Source organism: Staphylococcus devriesei, assembly GCF_002902625.1.
GTDB lineage: Bacteria > Bacillota > Bacilli > Staphylococcales > Staphylococcaceae > Staphylococcus > Staphylococcus devriesei.
In genome coordinates, this window is the sequence record NZ_PPRG01000035.1 from 46,821 (window position 1) to 66,111 (window position 19,291).

The window sequence follows — 19,291 nt, forward strand, 5'->3', positions numbered from 1 at the left end:
TTACACCTTATATCCGACATTCTTCTTCGTTTCAATCAAATCTTTCACACCTATAGATTGCAATTTTTTTCGCAATCGCGTCATATTTACCGCCAATGTATTATCATCTATAAAATTCTCCGACTCCCAACACTTTTCAATTAGCGACGTACGAGTGACATATTTACCTTCATTGCGAAAAAGCATTTGTAAAATCTGTAATTCTGTAAAGGATAGTTGAACAGCTTCGTCATTATGATATAGGGTTGCTTTGTCCATGACGAGTTGACAACCTTGTACAGTAAGTTCATTATGCGAGACCGCTAAATCATAAGTTCTACGTAAGAGCGCTTGAATCTTGGCCACCGTTAAAGATAAATTGAATGGCTTCTCGATAAAATCATCGCCACCCATTTGAATCGCCATGATTTGATCCATATTATCTGTACGTGAACTGATAAAGATAATTGGCACGTTAGATTCCTTGCGAATCTCTTGGCACCAATGATAACCATTAAAGGTTGGTAAATTAATATCTAGCAAGACCAGTTGTGGTTGATGCGCCTTGAAACACTCAAGTATATTATCAAATTGTTTTGCCACAATGACGTCATAGTTCCATTGGGACAATTCGTTTTCCAGACTTTCCGCTATGACAAAGTCATCTTCCACAATCAATACTTTCATAAATTTCACCCTTTTTATTCTTTATGTTCATCTTTGTAGTCAGGATTAGACAGTTTATTTTTTTCTTTTTCGAATTCGTCTTCTTTATCACGTGTTTTAGCCTTACGTTTTCTTTCTTCCATAATTGATAATGCTATAAATCCAATGATGAGTAATGGCGATAACATAATAAATATCATTGGTAGACACCTCTACTTTTCTATATACTACTTACAATTAATTCAATTTCTATTTTACAACTTTTAGTAAAAAATGAACACGTTTACTCTACTATGTTGTTTAATGAAGCTCACACTAAGACTATTTATTCTGCAAATCGATATTTTTCCTATTTATAAAAATTCAAAACTAAAATTAATTTTTAAGATTAATGGTTGTTTACAATATCTTTACTCAAAAATAACTTTCTACTAACTTTAAATCAAATTAAGTCCTTTAATATTAAATATGTAGTGCAAGATTATATACATATTAGGGGGCTTTATAACAATGCGTTTCATTAACAAATTTGGTAAAACCACAGTGGCAAGTACAATTCTAGCTGCATCAGTACTAGGAACAACCCAACTTTCATTAGCATCAAGTCCAGGTGAAGGCAATCAAGGACAACAAGGTCAAGATGGAGACTATATGGCGATTGGTAACACTGAAAATCCTAAAAACGTTATCTTCATGGTGGGCGACGGGATGGGACCTTCTTATAACTCAGCTTACCGTTACTATGCAGATGATCCAAACACTAAAGAGTTAGATCAAACTGCTTTTGATAAATATTTAAAAGGTACCAATCGTACGAACCCAAATGATCCTAAAGAAAATGTAACCGACTCAGCAGCAGGTGGAACTGCATTTGCGACAGGTCATAAAACTTACAATGGTGCGATTTCAGTTGATAATAATAAAAAACCACTTAAATCTGTATTAGAACAAGCTAAAGAAAACGGTAAATCTACTGGATTGGTTACTACTGCTGAAGTAACAGACGCAACACCAGCCGTTTACGCTGCTCATGTAGATGACCGTGATAAGAAAGATGAAATTGCACAACAATTTTACAATGATAAAATTAACGGTCAACATAAAGTAGACGTTATTTTAGGTGGCGGTTCTAAATATTTCGGCAAAGAAAATGGTAACTTAAAGGAAAAGTTCCAACAAGATGGCTATGATTATGTGACAAATAAAACAGATTTAGCCAACTCTCAAAGTAATCAAGTACTAGGATTATTTTCCGAAAAAAATATGCCCTTACAATTAGATGCACCGAAAAAGAATCCATTATTAGTTGATATGGAAAACAGTGCATTATCTAAATTAGAGAAAAACGATAAAGGCTTCTTCTTAATGGTAGAAGGTGCTTCAATCGATAAAGCAGGACACCCTAACGATATTACCGGTGTTATGTCAGAAATGGGTGGCTTTGAGAAAGCATTCCAAAATGCGATTGACTATACAGATACACATAAAGATACATTAGTTGTAGCAACTGCTGACCATTCTACTGGTGGTTTATCTATCGCTAAAGGCAAAGACTATGTATGGAATCCAGAAGCTATTCACAAAATGAAACATACTGGTTCCTATATGACAGAACAAATTGCAGATGGTAAAGACCCTGAAAAAGTGATTAGCAAAGGTTACGGCATCAAGTTTCCAAGCGAGCAACTAGACAAAGTTAAAGAGGCTGCCAAAGAACTTAAAGATATTAAATCAAAAGCTAAAAGTGAAGATGACCCTAAAATCGCCGAAGCAACAACTAAATTACAGGATGCTATCCAAAAACCAATTAATGATGAATCACATACAGGTTGGACAACTTACGGTCATACCGGTGAAGACGTAAACACTTACGCTCACGGTCCAGGCGAAGATAAATTTTTAGGTAACAAAGATAATACCGATAGCGCGAAAAACATCTTCGACTTCTTCACAAACGATGTTAGTATCAATCAAAATTAATAATAAACTAGAATTTGTAAAGCGCCCTCCTCGGAGGACGCTTTTTTATCAATATTTCGTATTGTTTGTCTCGCTTTTCTAGGGGGAGCGAGACAGAAATCTAATGTAATTTCAAAGATTTCGTTGTCTCGCCCCGGCAAAGTTGACTAGAAATGAAGAAAGTACAGATTGGACGCATCTTCATTTCAGTCAACTACTGCCCTATATAAATGAACCCCAACTTGCTTAGCTTGTAAATTTTCTTATTGAAAATTTCTATGTTGGGGTCCCGTAGCCTAGCCCTGTTCCCTTAGAAGTCTCGCCTACAATACTTCCTTTATATTTCAAATAGTTTAAACGAATTTAATCTCTATTCTAATATTATTAATATACTAAAAAAGCACTTTATCGACGGTGACGATAAAGTGCTTTTTCTATTAGTTAAGTTCTAAATTATCTTTTAATTTCTGTTTGATATCTTTCAAACTATTGTCATCGGGATAGAAGTAATATAGATTATCATCACCTAAGGCATTTTGACCATCAATTGTTAGGCGTTCTACATTATCTTGAGCCTTATCATAATCTGATTTGAAACGATTTAACTGAACAAAGCTTAAATCAGTTTTCAAGTTATTTTGTGTAGCTTTGAAGATACCGTTTAACTTAGTAACCGAATTCATTGAAAAGGCTTCTCTAGCAACTGCAGTAATGACTTGTTGCTGGCGTAATTGACGTCCTTCATCTCCACCTGCTCCATTTTCTTTACGACTGCGCATATACGTTAATGCTTGATCGCCATCCATGTGATATTTTTTACCTTGTTCAAAATTGTAACCATGAAAAGTAAATGTTGCGTTACTTGTAATATCAACTCCACCTAATTCATCTACAACAGTTTTAACACCATCCATGTTTATTGCTATGTAGTGATCAACTGGCACATCCATTAATTCTTCGAGAGAATTAACAGCCATTTTTGGTCCACCATAAGCGTACGCATGATTGATTTTTTCAGTTGTACCATGACCAACAATTTTAGCTCGTGTATCACGTGGCACACTAACCATTACTGTTTTTTTGTCATCAGGATTGATCGACATTAATACAATCGAATCACTACGTTGTCCTAAATTTTCTTGCTGTCTTTCAGCGTCATCATCTACACCATAAAGTACTACCGTCATAGGATCGCCTTCTTTAGCTGGCTTATCTCTTAATTGCGAGTGTTCTCTATCTAAAGGAGAGTTTATGGAATTATTCAATGAATGAAGTTTTGCAAATACAAAAATACCAATAGCAATAATAAAAACTATGATAAAAATTAATATAGCAACTATGACTTTAAAAGTAGTTGATCTTTTTTTCTTCATTTATAATCACTCATTTTTTATAGACTTTTAATAATTTCAATCACTCGTGATTGTTGTTCATCAGTCATATCTGATCCTGATGGTAAACATACGCCATGATCGAATAAGTATGCACCATTGTCATTTCCCTCAGTGATGTAATCATATTTCTCAAAGAAAGGTTGTAAATGCATAGGTTTCCATACTGGACGTGCTTCAATGTTATTTTCTTGTAACTTTTCAATTAAATCCAAAGCAGTAAATCCTGTTTTATTTTCGTCGATTGTTAAAGCGGTTAACCAACGATTTGATTTTGAGTCTGGTAATTCAGGTTGAAAATCAAAGCCCTCAACATTTCCAAATTCTTGTTCATATCTATCGAAGATTTCTCTACGACGCGCAATACGTTGGTCTAACACTTTCATTTGACCTCTACCAATACCAGCAGATATGTTACTCAAACGATAGTTAAATCCTAATTCACTATGTTGATAATGAATTGCTTTATCTCTTGCTTGTGTTGATAAGAATAATGCGTGAGCAATATGTTCTTCGTCATTTGAAATAAGCATTCCACCACCACTAGTAGTAATAATCTTATTGCCATTAAATGAGAAGATACCAAAATTACCGAATGTACCACTTTTTTGGCCTTTATATTCAGCGCCAAGTGATTCGGCAGCGTCTTCAATTAAAATTGAACCATATTGCTCACAGATTTCTTTAATTTCATCCATTCTAGCAGATTGACCGTATAAATTAACAGCAACTACTGCCTTAGGTGTAATACCTTTTTCAGCATATTGTTCAAATGCTTTTCGTAATGCGCTTGGCGACATATTCCATGATTCCATTTCAGAGTCGATGAATACTGGTTTTGCACCTTGATAAATAATAGGATTAGCTGAAGCACTAAATGTTAATGAACTACAAAATACAATGTCATCTTGTTGAACTCCACTTTCAATTAGAGCTAAATGAATAGCAGAAGTACCACTTCCCACAGCCAATGCTGCATTTACTCCTACATAACTTTTAACACTATTTTCGAATTCTGTAACGTTTTCACCTAATGGTGCGATCCAGTTTTTATCGAAGGCATCATGTATGTAATCTAATTCTGTACCACCCATATGAGGTCTAGATAAGAAAATTCTTTCTTCTTCCACTTCAATTCACTCCTTAATTTTTGCTGGGGTTCCAATGACTGTTGATTCTGATTTAACATTTTTTATTACAGTTGCGCCAGCACCTACAATACATTTATTACCAATTTCAACTAATGGTAGTACTGCCGCATTAATTGCTACATGAGATTCATCACCAACTGTAACGCCCCCTGCTAATGTAGCGTTAGGAGATATATGAACATAATCACCGATTTGATTATCATGTTCTACAATAGCACCAGTATTAATTATGGCATGCATACCTACTGTGGTTTCTGCATTGATTACAGCATTAGGCATGACTACCGTACCATAATTAATCTTAGCACTAGGACTAATAATAGCTGATGGATGAATTAGAGTAGCATATTTTTCAAGCTTAATATCTAATTCATTAAACAACTTATTACGAACATGATTATTTCCAATTGCAATTATAAAGAAATAATCATGTTTATAATTGTTAACCGCTTCTAAGTTATCATAAAAAACATCGTTTTCATTGTAATATTCATCTATAGCATTATCGAGGTAACCTGCAACATGATATTGATGGGACGCCTCAACGATATCTCTAATAACTTTTGAGTGACCACCTTTACCGATAAGTATTATAGGTTGACTCATGCTTCGTTCCCCTTAAACTTCTCGGCAGTTACATGGTTAGGCGCATTAACATCTTTTCGTTGTAAAATATTAATGAACGTTTTGTATATAATATACATGTCTAATTTAAATGACTGATTCTCTGCGTACCAAACATCTAATTTAAATTTTTCATCCCAAGTAATAGCATTACGACCATTTACTTGTGCCCAACCAGTAATACCAGGTTTTACATTATGACGCTTTTTTTGTTCTTCATTATATAAAGGTAAATATTCCATTAATAGCGGTCTTGGACCAACTAAACTTATGTCACCTTTTAACACGTTTATGAGTTGTGGTAATTCATCAATACTAGATTTCCTAATAAAAGTACCAACTGGTGTCATCCGTTGTTCATCCGGTAACAATTCACCTTTTTCATCTCGTTTATTAGACATTGTACGGAATTTGTAAATTTCAAATGGTTCTCCATACTGTCCCGGGCGTGTTTGTCTAAAGAGAACAGGCTTACCTAGTTTTTTCGCAATAACTACAGCTGCCGTTAGAGTAATAGGCGCTGAAACAACTAAACCTGTTGCACTGACAGCTATATCAAATATACGTTTTAACATTCTATTTCCCTCCTTGTTAAATAATTTTAAACAGGAAGATTGTTTTTATATATCGTTTCTAAATGTTTCCAAACTACTTCATTTCTGAATTTTTCTTCTACATTTTTTCTTCCATTTTTACCTAATTTTTCTTTTATCTTAGGATTATCAATTAAATAGCCTACTTTAGTAGCTATTTGTTTATAATCTCCTTTTTCGACTAGATAGCCAGTCACACCATCAATAAGTGTATCTTTAGCTCCAGTTACGTTATTTACTATAACTGGCACTTCCACAGCTTGAGCTTCAATACTTACGTTCCCAAAACCTTCACGATATGTAGGAAAGACAAGTACATCCATATGATTGTAATAATTCACTGTATTAGCAACATGACCTGTCATAATGATATTTGGGTTACTTTGTAAATATTGGAAGTCCTCTTGACTAATTGAATCGTCTTTTTCGATAGGACCCACAATAAGCAATTTCACATTGTTATGCTGTTTTTGAATTATTTTAAACGCTTCCACTACTTCATGGATACCCTTATCTTTTACAATTCGTCCGACATAGCCAATAACAAACTGATCTTTTATTATTCCACTTAAATCATCAGGAATGTCATTGATTTCTTTTTGGAACTTTTCGAGGTTAATACCATTTGAACTGCCAAATCCTAATACTTTGATGTTAGCTTTTTTCTCTAGACCCAATTCAACAATTTTATCCTTTAAGCTATCTGAAATTGCAATTATATCCGTTGCACAAAACATCGCTAATTTCTCCATAGCATATAGAACTTTATATTTTAACCCCGTTACTGTTTCTAGCCTTAAACCACGCACCGTATATATACGAACGGGTCTACGCGTGATAAAAGCGGCCAAGGTTCCAACAAGGCCCGCTTTAGGTGTGCCAGAATTAACAATATAAGGTTTTTCTTTTTGAAATAACTTAATCATTTTTAACAATGATTTCAAATCATTTTTTAAAGAAATTTCTCTTTCCATGTTAATTGCATGAGTAATATCAGACGAATAGGTTTTTTGTTCTGGTCCCTCAGAAGATACAATATGAACGTCTAAGCCTTTATCTCTTAAATATTCAACTTGCCCTTTCATTAAGGTAATGCTTTTAGAGACCGTTACTAATTGAAATATTTTTTTGTTAGCCAATACGATCACCCTTATTTATATGGAAAGTAAGTTTATAATCTCCATAAACCTTTATTTCCGATTTCGTCATCGCTAATAATACCTTTAATATCAAGAACCATGCCATTATCTTTAACAAGGTTTAAATAATCTTGTTTATTATCAATGTAGTCAGTATGTGCTACTGCAAATACAACTGCATCTGCTGTTGGTAAGTCTTTTTTATCTTCTAAGTTAATACCGTAGAATTTTTGTGCTTCTTCTTTATCAGCTTCAACATCACTTACATGAACATCTAAACCATAATCTTTTAGTTCTTCAATAATATGAATAACTTTAGTATTTCTTAGGTCAGGGCAATTTTCTTTGAAAGTTAAACCTAATACATTTACTGTAGCACCTTGAACTTCTAATCCTTGTTTTAATAAGCCTTTAATTACGTTAGAAGCAATGTGTTTAGCCATATTATCATTAATGCGACGACCAGCTAAGATGACTTCTGGGTGATGTCCTACTTCTTGCGCTTTGTGCGTTAAATAGTATGGATCCACACCGATACAATGGCCTCCAACTAGGCCAGGTTTAAAGTTTAAGAAATTCCATTTAGTACCTGATGCACGTAGTACTTCATTTGTGTCGATATCTAATTTGTCGAAAATAAGTGCTAGTTCATTCATTAATGCGATGTTTACATCACGTTGAGTATTTTCGATAACTTTTGCTGCTTCAGCTACTTTAATTGATGATGCTTTATGAACGCCAGCAGTCACTACTGAACCATATACATCAGCAACAACTTCTAATACTTCAGGAGTTTGACCAGATACTACTTTAGTGATTGTTTCAAATGTATGCACTTTGTCACCTGGGTTAATTCTTTCAGGAGAGTAACCAACAAAGAAATTTTTACCACAAGTCAAGCCAGATTCTTTTTCTAATACAGGTACACAATCTTCTTCTGTTGCTCCTGGGTAAACTGTTGATTCATAAACGACAATCGTATCAGGAGTCAATACTTTACCTACTGTTTCACTCGCTTTAATTAATGGAGTTAAATCTGGTTTGTTATTTTTATCGATAGGAGTTGGAACAGCTACGATAATAAAATCAGCTTTTTTTAAATCTTCAGCATTAGATGTAAATTTAATATTTGTAGATTTCAAGCCTTCTGAAGTAACTTCATTTGTTCTATCATGATTATCTTTTAATTCTTTTATTCTATTGTCATTAATATCGAAGCCAATTACTTCGTGTTTTCTGCCAAATGTTACCGCTACGGGTAAACCTACATATCCTAATCCAACTACTGCTATATTTCTATCCATAATTAAATCTCCCTTTATTTATAATATTCTAGATACCAATCAATAAATTTATTTACGCCATCTTGAATAGATGTTTCTGGTTTAAAATCAATATTTTTAAATAAGTCATCCACATTGGCATAAGTTTCAGGTACATCTCCCGGTTGTAAATCCATGTAATTTTTCTTGGCTGTTTTACCAAGTTTGTTTTCTATAGCTTCTACAAATTCCATTAAACGAACTGGACTGTTATTTCCGATATTATAGATTTTATATGGAGCATATGATGAACTTGGATCTGGGTTAGCACCAGACCATTCAGGATTTGGTTGAGCCGGTTTTTTCACTAAGCGACTAATTGCTTCTACAATGTCATCAACGTAAGTAAAGTCACGCATCATCTTACCGTGGTTATAAACGTCAATTGTTTCATCATTTACAACTGCTTTAGTAAACTTAAATAAAGCCATATCTGGTCTACCCCATGGTCCATAAACCGTGAAGAAACGTAAACCAGTTGTCGGTAAGTTATATAGATGACTATAAGTATGTGCCATTAGCTCATTTGATTTTTTAGTAGCTGCATATAGACTTAATGGGTGGTCTATATTATCAGATGTTTTAAATGGTTTATTTGTATTCGCACCATATACAGAACTTGATGAAGCATATATTAAATGTTCAACACTATGATGGCGACATCCTTCTAAGATATTCATAAATCCAACAATATTTGAGTCAATATAAGCTCTTGGATTTTCAATACTATATCTAACGCCGGCTTGTGCTGCTAAATTAATAACTACTTCTGGCTTTTCATCTTCAAAGATTTGATTTACTTTTTCATAATCCTCTAAATCATTTTTATAAAAAGTAAAATTTTCTTTTCCAATAGATTTTAATCTGTCTTCTTTTAATTGAACTGAATAATAGTCATTGAGATTATCAATACCTACTATTTCATAGCCTTGACTGATTAATTTTTTCGCTAATGTTGAGCCGATAAAACCTGCAGCTCCAGTAATCAAAACTTTCATCATTTATTTACCTCCCTGATTTTTTTAATTGGAACACCTACATAAAGACTATTCGGTTCTGTATCCTTATTTACAACTGCGCCTGCTCCAATAATGCAACGAGTTTTAATTGTATTGCCTCCAAGCACTCTTACACCTGCTGCAATCCAAACATCGTCCTCTATACAAATCCTTTTTGATTGTATCTTGTTATACTTAATAGGTTTGTCTTTGTCCCCCCAAGTATGTTCTGAGGAAATTAAGGTACAATGATTAGCTATTGAAACATTGCTCCCTATATCTATTCCCCCATGCGCATCTATATAACAATAAGAATGTAGACTTACATTATTTCCTAAAACTAAATTTTGTACATTTTTCAAAACTACATATTTCCCGATATGGGTGTTTGTCCCAACACTTTTAGCGTATTTACTTAAATAAAGTCTTCTATACACAATTGCTGCTAAGGAATCATTTATTAATGAGATGTCCCATATCAGATTACATATTGGTTTCGGTAAAAATTTGTATGGAAATTGCAACAATTTAAAGCACTTTTGCGACAATAAACTAGTCAATTAATCCTCTCCTCTTGAACTTTATTTTGTAATAATAATAAAGTACTAATGCGAATGGCGTTAATGCTAGAGAAGTGGTGAATTTTTCAGTATCTTTAAATTTATACTTCAAGTTAAGTCCAGTATCTATCCATGATATATCATATAACAAATAATTAATCACTTTATCTTTAAGAGTAGGTAATTGGTTATGTGCTAACTTTCGATATTCACAATAGTTTTCTGCAGATTTAAAATAATTAGTTTTGACTTTACTACTTATACCATCGGTTTGATATTCTACATATTTAGTATTGATATTAGCTAAATAACAATCATATAGTTTACTGAATTCGAACCATTGATATGAAGGTGGCATATGTCTCGATTCCCCATATTGAGGAAAAGTCATATTTCTAATTATATTCGTTGCAAAGACATAACATTTATCATGTCGAACTTTATATTTATATCGCAAGTCTACCCAGTTTACTTTTTCAATCTCAGGTAGCTCTTCCCCAACCACTTTGCCATCCTCATAAGTATCCAAAGTAATTAGTGCTTTCATATCTTTGTTTTCTCTAAACTTTGTATTAAAAACTTCTACAGCATTGGGGTAAAACCAATCATCGCTGTCTAATACAACAAAAATGTCCCCTTTTGCTGCTTTCAAACCAACATTAGAGGCAATATGTTTACCTCCATTACTTTGTTTAATATAACGAATAGAAAACTTATCAGTGCTAAAACTTTTAACTAGTTGAGGGGTCTCATCAGTCGAACCGTCATCAACTATTAACCACTCGAAGTCATAATCTGTTTGTTTTAATAATGAATCATATAATCTAGGAAGAGTATGTGCTCTATTAAATGTAGGAGTAAAGATAGTTAGCATAATATTAACCCCCTATGTGTTTTATCGTTTCTATAAATTCTTTACCTTTATCTTCAGGTTCAACGTTAAGTTTCTCTAAGTTAGTTTTAATAGTTTGATAAGTAGTTTTATTTCCATAAAGTTCTTCAATTTTCCGAGCGATTTCATGTCCATCCATATTGACGATAAAACCATTTTCATTGTTAGTTATTTGTTCGTATACTGTTTCAAAGTTAGTAGCAACTACAGGAATGTTGTAATACAACGCTTCATCAATTGTGTTAGATTTACCTTCAAATCTGGAAGGATGTACTAATACGTCCATTTTTTTCACTATGCTACCAGTATTAAATTTAAATCCTACTGGTATTACGAGATCTTCTAATTTGTGATTTGCAACTTCATCTTGAAGCCATTGTGCTAATTTTCCAGCTCCCACTACATACCATTTGATATTTAAATCTTTAGATTTTAAAATTTTTGCTGCTTCAATTAATAAATCTAATCCTTTGCCATTATCTAAACGACAAATTGTGCATAAATTAAAGCTATTTGTTTGTATATCAATTTTTTCACTTTCGATGTTTTCATACAATTTAATAGGTAAGCTATTATAGAAAGTAACTGGTTTAATGTGAAAAATATCTTCAAAAATTTCAGAACACATTTTCGATACTGAAAGCATTCCATCCATTTTATCGAAATACTCTTTATCAATTTCATGGTCTCTTTTTAACACTCGATAATCTGTTCTAATCCAACCAATTTTGTGATTTGCATTAATATAATCTTCAATGAAATAGACAGAATGACCACCTGAAACGCCAATTGCATAATCGTAACGTTTTTTCATTTGTAGATCTTTCCACTTGTTATCAATCCAAAAGCGTTGCTTTGCTTTTGTATTATCATGCATTTTCAGTTTACTTTTCAAAGTAAAAACTAACGCTTTCATGCCTAACTTAGGGCTTTTAAAATTTTTCAAAATATTTGATAAGAGATGTTTTCTATTAAGCATTAATACTGAAAATTTCGAACTAACCTTTTTCACATTAACATAGTCAGGTAAATACTTTGTTAAACTATCTTCTTGGTTAAGTATCATTAAATCGATTTCATGATTTGTATCTTTAAGTTCATAAAATAGATTTAATAAACTTTTTTGGGGACCACCAAAGTTAAAATTGTTAACTACAAATAATAATTTCATATTAAACTCCTTAGCACCTATAAATTATTAACTTGAGTGAGTTAATTTTTTATCTTTCCTAATATCTTGAATTACGTACCAAACCCAGTACCAATTATTATGAACTAATTGAACTATTAGTAATGGTAAGAGTAAATAAATCAACTTATTATCAATAAATTGCAATAACACTAACTGTATTATGACAGTTATTATTGCTGATGTTAAAAATGATTTATGATGTGGAATTAAATTTTTAGTTGCTAAAAAATTAGTAAATAACATTTGATTGTTATATAAAAATCGATAGATAATAATAATCAGCATTGGCACTAAATTCAACAGTGTGTAATCTGCACCTATAATATCTAACACCCAATTACCTAACAAAATAAATAAGGCAAAAGCTATAAAGTTAAACGCCCAACTTGTTACTAATGCTTTTCTAAATAATTTTATTAAATCATCATATTTATTTTTTACGCGTAGGTAATTAAATTTAGCTAAATAAGTGTTGTAATATGAATTAGACAACATAATTATCAAGGTAACAATTTGATTTATAAAACCAAATTGCCCAGATACTTTTAACGATAAAAAGTATGAGCTCAATATGATTGGGAAATTAATAATTAAGTAATTTGAAATTGAAATTGAACCTGTTCTTAAAGTGTTGGGTAATAAAGCGTTAAATATTTCTTTATCATATTTAACTTTCAGTTTACCTTTAGTTTCTTGAGTTTCAGACGAGTATTTATAATAAGCTAGAGATTGTAAAACTCGATTCACTACTACAGAAATAAAGTAAGCAACTGAAACGCCTATTAAACCTAAACCAAGCATTAGAAACGCTACTGATAAAATTAGTTGTGTTCCTTTTGTAACAACTAATATTTGATTATATGTTTTAATCGCCCCTATACCTTTAAGGACTGAATTCCAATAAGAGAAACTAATATTCAACACTATCGATACCATGTAAAACAACCAAGAGATAAGCATGGTTTTCATGCTTATTTCTCCGTCACTAATATTTACCATATACCAAGTTCCTATTGTGATAAAAAGGGCAAATATAATTGTACCCATAGACGTATAAATAAACTTGACCGCTGAAATTACTTTTATAAAATATGGAATATTAATTTTTGAATTTTTCTCATTTACAGTTTCGAAACCAACACTTTTAACACTTTGAGCCCCAGACCATAAATAACTAACATTCCTAGTTATTATCGTTTGAAAACCAAAGTCAATTAACATTGCTAAGCCATAAAGTGAGGTAAATGTGTACCATACGCCAAGCTCAGCTGAGTTTAAGTATCTTAAGATGACAGGCAATAAAATAACATTTATTCCTTGCACCATTAATAAACTTATATATCCCCAAAGTACATCTTTTTTTCCTATATTCATTCGTTTCTCCTTCTAGCTACAATCCTCTTATTTAAAATTGCCATCACAAATAATACCAAGAAGAAATTCGTAAAGAATGAAAGTAAGATTGTGGCATTTGACATAAAGAACAGTGAAAATTTCAGACATAAATAAGCATATACATATAAAGTAAACACTGAATTACTATGCTGGATATTTTTATCCAATAGCATAACTACAAATAATACAATTACAGAGAAAACCGGTGCCAAAACAGCTCCAAAGTATAAGTAACCTTGTCCTAATAAAGGAAGAATTTGGTCACTAACCCCTACCCTTTTATAAAACATGTCATTAAATGCCACTAGTGCACTGTGATAATTTTTAAAGAGTGAATTTACAAAGATAACGGAATGGGTTAAATCTCCAAAAATTGCATTAAAATGAAATGGTTCATAAATATATGAAGTTTCAATAGAATGTCCTATATTTACTAAACCTGAAAAGTATATTTGAACATCAGTGTTAAAATTCTCTAAAGCGCCAGCTGAGTGGTACAAACCTCTAGACGTAACAATATTAGTATTTTGTTTTAAAAGAGTAGATATTCCAATTACTAATAAACTTAAAATAACGGACATAGCAATAATCAGTTTTCTATAATTCTTGTATAAAATAAACACTGTAAATAGTCCTGTGATTAACGGAATAATAATACTTGATCTACTTGTGCCAACAATAAATGAAGCTGAAATCATTATCACAACTAAAGAGAGTAGCAAATATAAAATATTGGGTTTTCTCTCATAAAATTTATAAATAATATTCAGTATACTAACCGTTAATACTATTTGTGCTAATTGCACAAACAAAGCTACTAAACCAACATTTGCTAAAGTATCGTTATTTAGTTGGGATGTTGACCATATAAATGAATATCTTCCTATAGATGACGGATCTAAAGCTACTAGTAGAATTACTACTATAAAGAATATCCAACCAAATAAATTAGGTCTAGCTTTAACGTTATAAAATTCAACCTTATTTGTGTAAAAATACTTATGAAATATCGCAAATATTACGAATAAAATTATCATTTCATAAATCATTAAACCGACAGCTCGGCTTTGAATTGAAATCGATACTGTAGCACCAATTTGAATATTCGAACCATAAAAAGCCATTAATAAAGGAGAAACAACGTATCTTAAAAGCATGGTGAAATTAATCACCGTTATCCCTAAATTATTAAACATATATCTACTAAATGATGGAAAAATTAAAAATAATATTAAAAATATTAAAGGTATAAGTACTAAATTATTAGGGATATAGGCTGGACTAATTAAAGTTGCCAATATACCTATAATTGATAAAGCTATAACTACGATTCTATATAAATTAACCATTATTAATACTTCCTATTCGCTAAATCAATTAGCGTTTCTTTAATTTCATTGTTGTGAGTGTTTAAATAGCGAATAACTTCTTCTAATTCTTCTCTAGGTGGTGTCGTAGTTTTGCCTCTATAGATTTTTTCATATACCTGTTCTGAATGTATTTCATTTTCATTTAATAATTCTTCATATAATTTTTCTCCTGGGCGAATACCTGAAAATTGGATACCAATTTCTTCTTCTGATTTACCACTTAATCTAATTAGATTACGAGCTAAATCCACGATTTTAACTGGCTCACCCATATCAAGTACAAACACTTCTCCACCTTGAGCTAAAGCACCCGCTTGTAGTACTAATCTTGAGGCTTCAGGTATGGTCATAAAGTATCTCGTCATATCTGGATGTGTAACAGTCACAGGACCACCAGCCTCAATTTGTTTTTTAAATAATGGAATAACTGATCCACGTGATCCTAATACATTACCAAATCGAACAGCTACAAAATCCGTATGCCCATCTTTTTCATTAAGATTTTGAATAATCATTTCAGCCATTCGTTTTGAAGCTCCCATTACATTAGGAGGATTCACAGCTTTGTCAGTTGAAACCATTACAAACTTTCTGACTTGTGCTTTTTTAGCAGCAACTGCTGTATTACGAGTACCTAACACGTTATTTCTAAAAGCTTCTGTTGGATTGTATTCCATCAATGGAACATGTTTATGGGCCGCTGCGTGATAAACGGCATATGGTCTATAAATTTCCATAATTTCTTCCATACGTCCAACATTTTGAACATCCGCAATAATAGGCACTATTTCAATTTTTTCTTTATACATATTGCTTAATTCTTGATGAATTAAATAAATACTATTTTCTCCATGACCTAATAAAATAATTCTTTCTGGCTGGAATTTACATACTTGTCTACATATTTCTGAACCAATTGAGCCACCAGCACCTGTAACTAAAATTGTTTTATGCGTCAATTCTTTAGAAATCATTGCCATATCTAACTCTACTGGCTCTCTGCCAAGTAAGTCTTCAACTTCAACACGTTTTAATTGATTGACTTCTAATTCTCCAGCTAATACTTGTTCAATGTTTGGCATTTTAAATAATTCAATACCTGTGCTATTACAAATATCATTAATTTCTTTTAAACGAGTGGGTTTTAACGTTGGAATAGCAATTATAATTCGTTTAATTCGGTACTTATTAACTAATGTAGGAATATCTTCGATCTTACCTTGAACTTTAACCCCTTCAGCAATAGTTAATTTACGTTTTTGCGGATCATCATCAACAGCTAATAACGGTTCTAATCCCATTTCAGGACTTCTTAGCATCTGACGTACTAATAACGAACCACCACGACCTGCACCAACAATAAGTGTAGGCTTTTTCTTTTGTTTTTTACCTACTACAAAACCACGCGCGACTCTCCATGAAATACGCGAACCACCAATTAAAATTAAATGCATCATCCATGTTATTAGATATAGTCTAAAGAATGGTGGATGCCCTGTGAATAATGGTATTAAAACAACAGTTGCTATTATTGAACAAGTTACAGCTTCAACTATAAGTAATAATTCATTAACACTGGCATACTCCCACGCACGATGATAAAGATTGAATATATACGCGAAAACGTGATGAGAGATTAATAGAATTATTGATGTTAGAATTAAAAGTCTATGTGAATAACCTTCAAAATACGGTTCTAAAATGTTGTAACAAATAAAGACTGAGAATGCTACAATCAATGAATCGAGTATAATTAGTATAAGCAAACGTCCTCTTGCACTTAACTTATCCACTTCTCTCCCCCTAACTTACTTCATAAATTTAAAACAACCCAAATAGTTTCTTTTGGTTATATGATTGAGAAGGTTGCTTTTTCTTTATCTCCTCATTTTTTATAATAACTTGAGCATTATTAATCAATTCTTTAATTTTCCCTTCATAACCTTTAAGCTTTTTCTCTTTGAATAAGCTATTCATAAAGAAAGGACGATTGGTCTCGTGATGTGCATCAGAAGCGATAAAATGAACTAGGTTATTTTCAATCATTTGAAATGAAAGTTTTTGAATTTTTTTACCATGCTTACCTAGTAATGAAGCTGAAGTCAACTGACTAAGCGCACCTTCGTTCACGAGATCAAATAATACATCTAGGTTTTGGCTTATCTCTTTATTTCTCTCAGGATGTGCGATTATTGGAACATAACCTTTAGATTGTAATTCAAAGAAAAGGCGATTCGTATAGTGAGGAACTCCACCAGAAGGAAACTCAATTAATAAGTACTTCGAGCGGTTCAACCCAATAGCTTCGCCTTTTTCTAGTTGCGGAATAATTTGATCGCTTATTCTAATTTCTTGTCCTGGATAAAGATTAATACCTAACTCTTTTACTTTATCAAGATTTAAAAGTTGTTGTAATTTTTCTTTTACAATACTGTATCCATTGTCAAACGCTGGGCTAAGATGGTGAGGAGTTACAACAATATCTGTAACTCCTTCATCTTTTCCTTGCTTAAGTAATTTAAGCATTTCTTCTTCATCTTTAGGACCATCATCTACATCAATTAAAACGTGATTATGAATATCAATCATCACTCAGCTTCATCTCCATAATAGTAATAATAGTTTGATGATTTATCTCCAGCTGTTTTATTTAAAACTGCCCCAATAATATGTCCATCAGCTTGTTCAATAAGCTGTTTTGCTTTTTTAATTTCTTTTTTATTGTTTCTTTCAGTATCAATGACCATCACACAATCTTTGACACTTTGTAAAAATACTTGAGCGTCTGTAACTGAAATTACAGGAGGTGTATCAATTAGTACAAAGTCATACATTTCCATTAATTGTTCATAAAGATTTTTAAATCTATCAGAAGCAATTAACTCTGAAGGATTAGGCGGAACTGGTCCAGAGGTTAATAAATCTAAATTATCAACTCTTGTGTCACGAATAGCCTTTTCAAAATCACTTTTACCGATAATTAAATTAGAGAGTCCATCGTAATTCGATGTCTCAAAATTATAGTGTTGCGTAGGTTTACGCATGTCTCCATCTATAATCAACGTTTTATAGCCAGCTTGGGCATATGTAACTGCTATGTTAGCTGAAACAATACTTTTACCGGCAGCTGGTTTCTCAGAAGTCACGATAATACTCTTAATTTCGTGATTAGCGCCTGAGAACATTATATTTGAACGAATACCTCTAAACTTTTCACTTGTTATTGACTTGGGTTTATCATGAGCATAAAGAGGTGTATCTAGTTTTTTTCTAACTTCTTTTTTCGCCATAATTGCTATTCTCCTTAACTATTTAATCTTAGGTATAGATCCTAATACAGGTATTTCAAGTTCTCTTTCCACATCTTCTTCTGTTCGAATACGTTTATCGAATAATTCTTTAAGTGCTACGATAAGTGCAGCAATAATTAGCCCTAGTAATAATCCACCGACAATATTAGTAGTAATCTTAGGTGATACTTTTGTAGACGTACCATTCGCATTCGAAAGTACAGTCACGTTATCTACATTCATAATATCGGGTATTTGTTTTTTAAATACTTTCGCTATATCATTTGCTAGCTTTTCTGATTTTTCTTCATTACTTGCTCTAACACTGACATTTAAAATTTGCGATTCCGCTTCTGTATTTACAGAAATCATTTTATTTAATTTAGATGATGAATAATCATCATGTTTCTTTGCTACTTCGTCTAATATTCTTGGACTTTTCAAAATTTCAGAATATGTATTAACTAATTGAATGTTACTCTGTACCTCTTGAGCCATCATATTTTTATCTTTTTCTTTTTCATTAACTAGCACTTGAGTAGATGCTTCGTACTTAGGAGTGGCAATAAAGAAAGTGTAAATTAAGCTAATTAGTAAAAATACTATAGGTAAAAGTACTAAAAGCTTCCAATTTTTCTTTATGATCTCCCATATTTTTGTAAAATCAACTGTATTTTCCATGTTAACCTCCAATATCTAATTTCGTTACTAATTTTATATTTTTAAAAAGAGTTTTACAACAAATTTTTAAAATATATACATTTCAAAAC

19 protein-coding genes are annotated in these 19,291 nt (G+C 32.1%); 1 reads left to right on the forward strand and 18 read right to left on the reverse strand.

The annotated features are described in order from the left end of the window. Positions 1-666: a response regulator transcription factor gene (locus CD147_RS06175; protein ID WP_103166547.1), complete on the reverse strand. Its 666-nt coding sequence runs from the start codon at positions 664-666 to the stop codon at positions 1-3. Between the two features lie 14 nt (positions 667-680). Beyond that, complete coding sequence (locus CD147_RS12085; RefSeq protein ID WP_167409739.1) at positions 681-845, reverse strand: hypothetical protein; 165 nt, start codon at positions 843-845, stop codon at positions 681-683. A gap of 310 nt (positions 846-1,155) precedes the next feature. Here CD147_RS12085 and CD147_RS06180 point away from each other — a divergent pair, with 310 nt between their 5' ends. Beyond that, the gene (locus CD147_RS06180) at positions 1,156-2,625 is read left to right on the forward strand and encodes an alkaline phosphatase (RefSeq protein WP_103166548.1); all 1,470 of its coding nucleotides are present in this window, start codon (positions 1,156-1,158) and stop codon (positions 2,623-2,625) included. Positions 2,626-3,041: 416 nt separating this feature from the next. On the opposite strand, the gene CD147_RS06185 is transcribed toward CD147_RS06180, so the two are convergent. From CD147_RS06185 to CD147_RS06260, 16 genes are read right to left on the reverse strand one after another with little or no spacing between them, the layout of a single operon-like run. Continuing rightward, a complete protein-coding gene (locus tag CD147_RS06185; protein ID WP_103166549.1) occupies positions 3,042-3,977 on the reverse strand; it encodes an LCP family glycopolymer transferase in 936 nt (311 codons plus the stop codon). A 17-nt stretch (positions 3,978-3,994) separates the two neighbouring features. Next, positions 3,995-5,125 carry a DegT/DnrJ/EryC1/StrS family aminotransferase gene (locus CD147_RS06190; RefSeq protein ID WP_275113140.1) on the reverse strand — a complete coding sequence of 377 codons (1,131 nt, stop codon included), beginning with the start codon at positions 5,123-5,125 and terminating at the stop codon, positions 3,995-3,997. A gap of 6 nt (positions 5,126-5,131) precedes the next feature. Further along, positions 5,132-5,752: an acetyltransferase gene (locus CD147_RS06195; RefSeq protein WP_103166550.1), complete on the reverse strand. Its 621-nt coding sequence runs from the start codon at positions 5,750-5,752 to the stop codon at positions 5,132-5,134. After that, a complete protein-coding gene (locus CD147_RS06200) occupies positions 5,749-6,345 on the reverse strand; it encodes a sugar transferase (protein WP_103166551.1) in 597 nt (198 codons plus the stop codon). Before CD147_RS06200 ends, CD147_RS06195 begins: the two co-directional genes overlap by 4 nt. A 26-nt stretch (positions 6,346-6,371) precedes the next feature. Beyond that, positions 6,372-7,511 carry a glycosyltransferase family 4 protein gene (locus CD147_RS06205; RefSeq protein WP_233649223.1) on the reverse strand — a complete coding sequence of 380 codons (1,140 nt, stop codon included), beginning with the start codon at positions 7,509-7,511 and terminating at the stop codon, positions 6,372-6,374. Between the two features lie 23 nt (positions 7,512-7,534). Then, positions 7,535-8,806, reverse strand: coding sequence for a nucleotide sugar dehydrogenase (locus tag CD147_RS06210; RefSeq protein ID WP_103166552.1), 1,272 nt, complete (start codon positions 8,804-8,806; stop codon positions 7,535-7,537). 14 nt (positions 8,807-8,820) lie between these two features. After that, positions 8,821-9,822, reverse strand: coding sequence for an NAD-dependent epimerase (locus tag CD147_RS06215; RefSeq protein ID WP_103166565.1), 1,002 nt, complete (start codon positions 9,820-9,822; stop codon positions 8,821-8,823). Then, positions 9,822-10,382 (reverse strand): acyltransferase, encoded by a 561-nt coding sequence (locus CD147_RS06220; protein WP_103166553.1) that lies wholly within the window; start codon positions 10,380-10,382, stop codon positions 9,822-9,824. Before CD147_RS06220 ends, CD147_RS06215 begins: the two co-directional genes overlap by 1 nt. Next, entirely contained in the window at positions 10,375-11,256 is an 882-nt protein-coding gene (locus tag CD147_RS06225; protein WP_103166554.1) for a glycosyltransferase family 2 protein, read from the reverse strand. Before CD147_RS06225 ends, CD147_RS06220 begins: the two co-directional genes overlap by 8 nt. Positions 11,257-11,260: 4 nt before the next feature. Next, complete coding sequence (locus CD147_RS06230; protein WP_103166555.1) at positions 11,261-12,445, reverse strand: glycosyltransferase; 1,185 nt, start codon at positions 12,443-12,445, stop codon at positions 11,261-11,263. Between the two features lie 27 nt (positions 12,446-12,472). Further along, on the reverse strand, positions 12,473-13,840 hold the full coding sequence (gene wzx, locus CD147_RS06235; RefSeq protein ID WP_103166556.1) for an O-unit flippase-like protein: 1,368 nt from the start codon (positions 13,838-13,840) through the stop codon (positions 12,473-12,475). Beyond that, on the reverse strand, positions 13,837-15,210 hold the full coding sequence (locus CD147_RS06240; protein WP_103166557.1) for an O-antigen polymerase: 1,374 nt from the start codon (positions 15,208-15,210) through the stop codon (positions 13,837-13,839). The genes wzx and CD147_RS06240 overlap by 4 nt, the downstream gene beginning before the upstream one ends. A 2-nt stretch (positions 15,211-15,212) precedes the next feature. Then, positions 15,213-17,024, reverse strand: a complete 1,812-nt coding sequence (locus CD147_RS06245) for a polysaccharide biosynthesis protein (RefSeq protein ID WP_103166558.1) — start codon at positions 17,022-17,024, stop codon at positions 15,213-15,215. Positions 17,025-17,052: 28 nt separating this feature from the next. Then, complete coding sequence (locus CD147_RS06250) at positions 17,053-17,820, reverse strand: tyrosine-protein phosphatase (RefSeq protein WP_103166559.1); 768 nt, start codon at positions 17,818-17,820, stop codon at positions 17,053-17,055. Further along, positions 17,820-18,521 carry a polysaccharide biosynthesis tyrosine autokinase gene (locus tag CD147_RS06255; protein WP_174694337.1) on the reverse strand — a complete coding sequence of 234 codons (702 nt, stop codon included), beginning with the start codon at positions 18,519-18,521 and terminating at the stop codon, positions 17,820-17,822. The genes CD147_RS06250 and CD147_RS06255 overlap by 1 nt, the downstream gene beginning before the upstream one ends. An 18-nt stretch (positions 18,522-18,539) precedes the next feature. Continuing rightward, on the reverse strand, positions 18,540-19,202 hold the full coding sequence (locus tag CD147_RS06260; RefSeq protein ID WP_103166561.1) for a Wzz/FepE/Etk N-terminal domain-containing protein: 663 nt from the start codon (positions 19,200-19,202) through the stop codon (positions 18,540-18,542). Between the last annotated feature and the right edge of the window lie 89 nt (positions 19,203-19,291).

What these genes read in the sequence shown, in the direction of transcription:
- CD147_RS06175 (WP_103166547.1), bottom strand. Translation starts at nt 666, where the DNA reads ATGAAAGTATTGATTGTGGAAGATGACTTTGTCATAGCGGAAAGTCTG.
- CD147_RS12085 (WP_167409739.1), bottom strand. Translation starts at nt 845, where the DNA reads ATGATATTTATTATGTTATCGCCATTACTCATCATTGGATTTATAGCA.
- CD147_RS06180 (WP_103166548.1), top strand. Translation starts at nt 1,156, where the DNA reads ATGCGTTTCATTAACAAATTTGGTAAAACCACAGTGGCAAGTACAATT.
- CD147_RS06185 (WP_103166549.1), bottom strand. Translation starts at nt 3,977, where the DNA reads ATGAAGAAAAAAAGATCAACTACTTTTAAAGTCATAGTTGCTATATTA.
- CD147_RS06195 (WP_103166550.1), bottom strand. Translation starts at nt 5,752, where the DNA reads ATGAGTCAACCTATAATACTTATCGGTAAAGGTGGTCACTCAAAAGTT.
- CD147_RS06200 (WP_103166551.1), bottom strand. Translation starts at nt 6,345, where the DNA reads ATGTTAAAACGTATATTTGATATAGCTGTCAGTGCAACAGGTTTAGTT.
- CD147_RS06210 (WP_103166552.1), bottom strand. Translation starts at nt 8,806, where the DNA reads ATGGATAGAAATATAGCAGTAGTTGGATTAGGATATGTAGGTTTACCC.
- CD147_RS06215 (WP_103166565.1), bottom strand. Translation starts at nt 9,822, where the DNA reads ATGAAAGTTTTGATTACTGGAGCTGCAGGTTTTATCGGCTCAACATTA.
- CD147_RS06225 (WP_103166554.1), bottom strand. Translation starts at nt 11,256, where the DNA reads ATGCTAACTATCTTTACTCCTACATTTAATAGAGCACATACTCTTCCT.
- CD147_RS06230 (WP_103166555.1), bottom strand. Translation starts at nt 12,445, where the DNA reads ATGAAATTATTATTTGTAGTTAACAATTTTAACTTTGGTGGTCCCCAA.
- wzx (WP_103166556.1), bottom strand. Translation starts at nt 13,840, where the DNA reads ATGAATATAGGAAAAAAAGATGTACTTTGGGGATATATAAGTTTATTA.
- CD147_RS06240 (WP_103166557.1), bottom strand. Translation starts at nt 15,210, where the DNA reads ATGGTTAATTTATATAGAATCGTAGTTATAGCTTTATCAATTATAGGT.
- CD147_RS06250 (WP_103166559.1), bottom strand. Translation starts at nt 17,820, where the DNA reads ATGATTGATATTCATAATCACGTTTTAATTGATGTAGATGATGGTCCT.
- CD147_RS06255 (WP_174694337.1), bottom strand. Translation starts at nt 18,521, where the DNA reads ATGGCGAAAAAAGAAGTTAGAAAAAAACTAGATACACCTCTTTATGCT.
- CD147_RS06260 (WP_103166561.1), bottom strand. Translation starts at nt 19,202, where the DNA reads ATGGAAAATACAGTTGATTTTACAAAAATATGGGAGATCATAAAGAAA.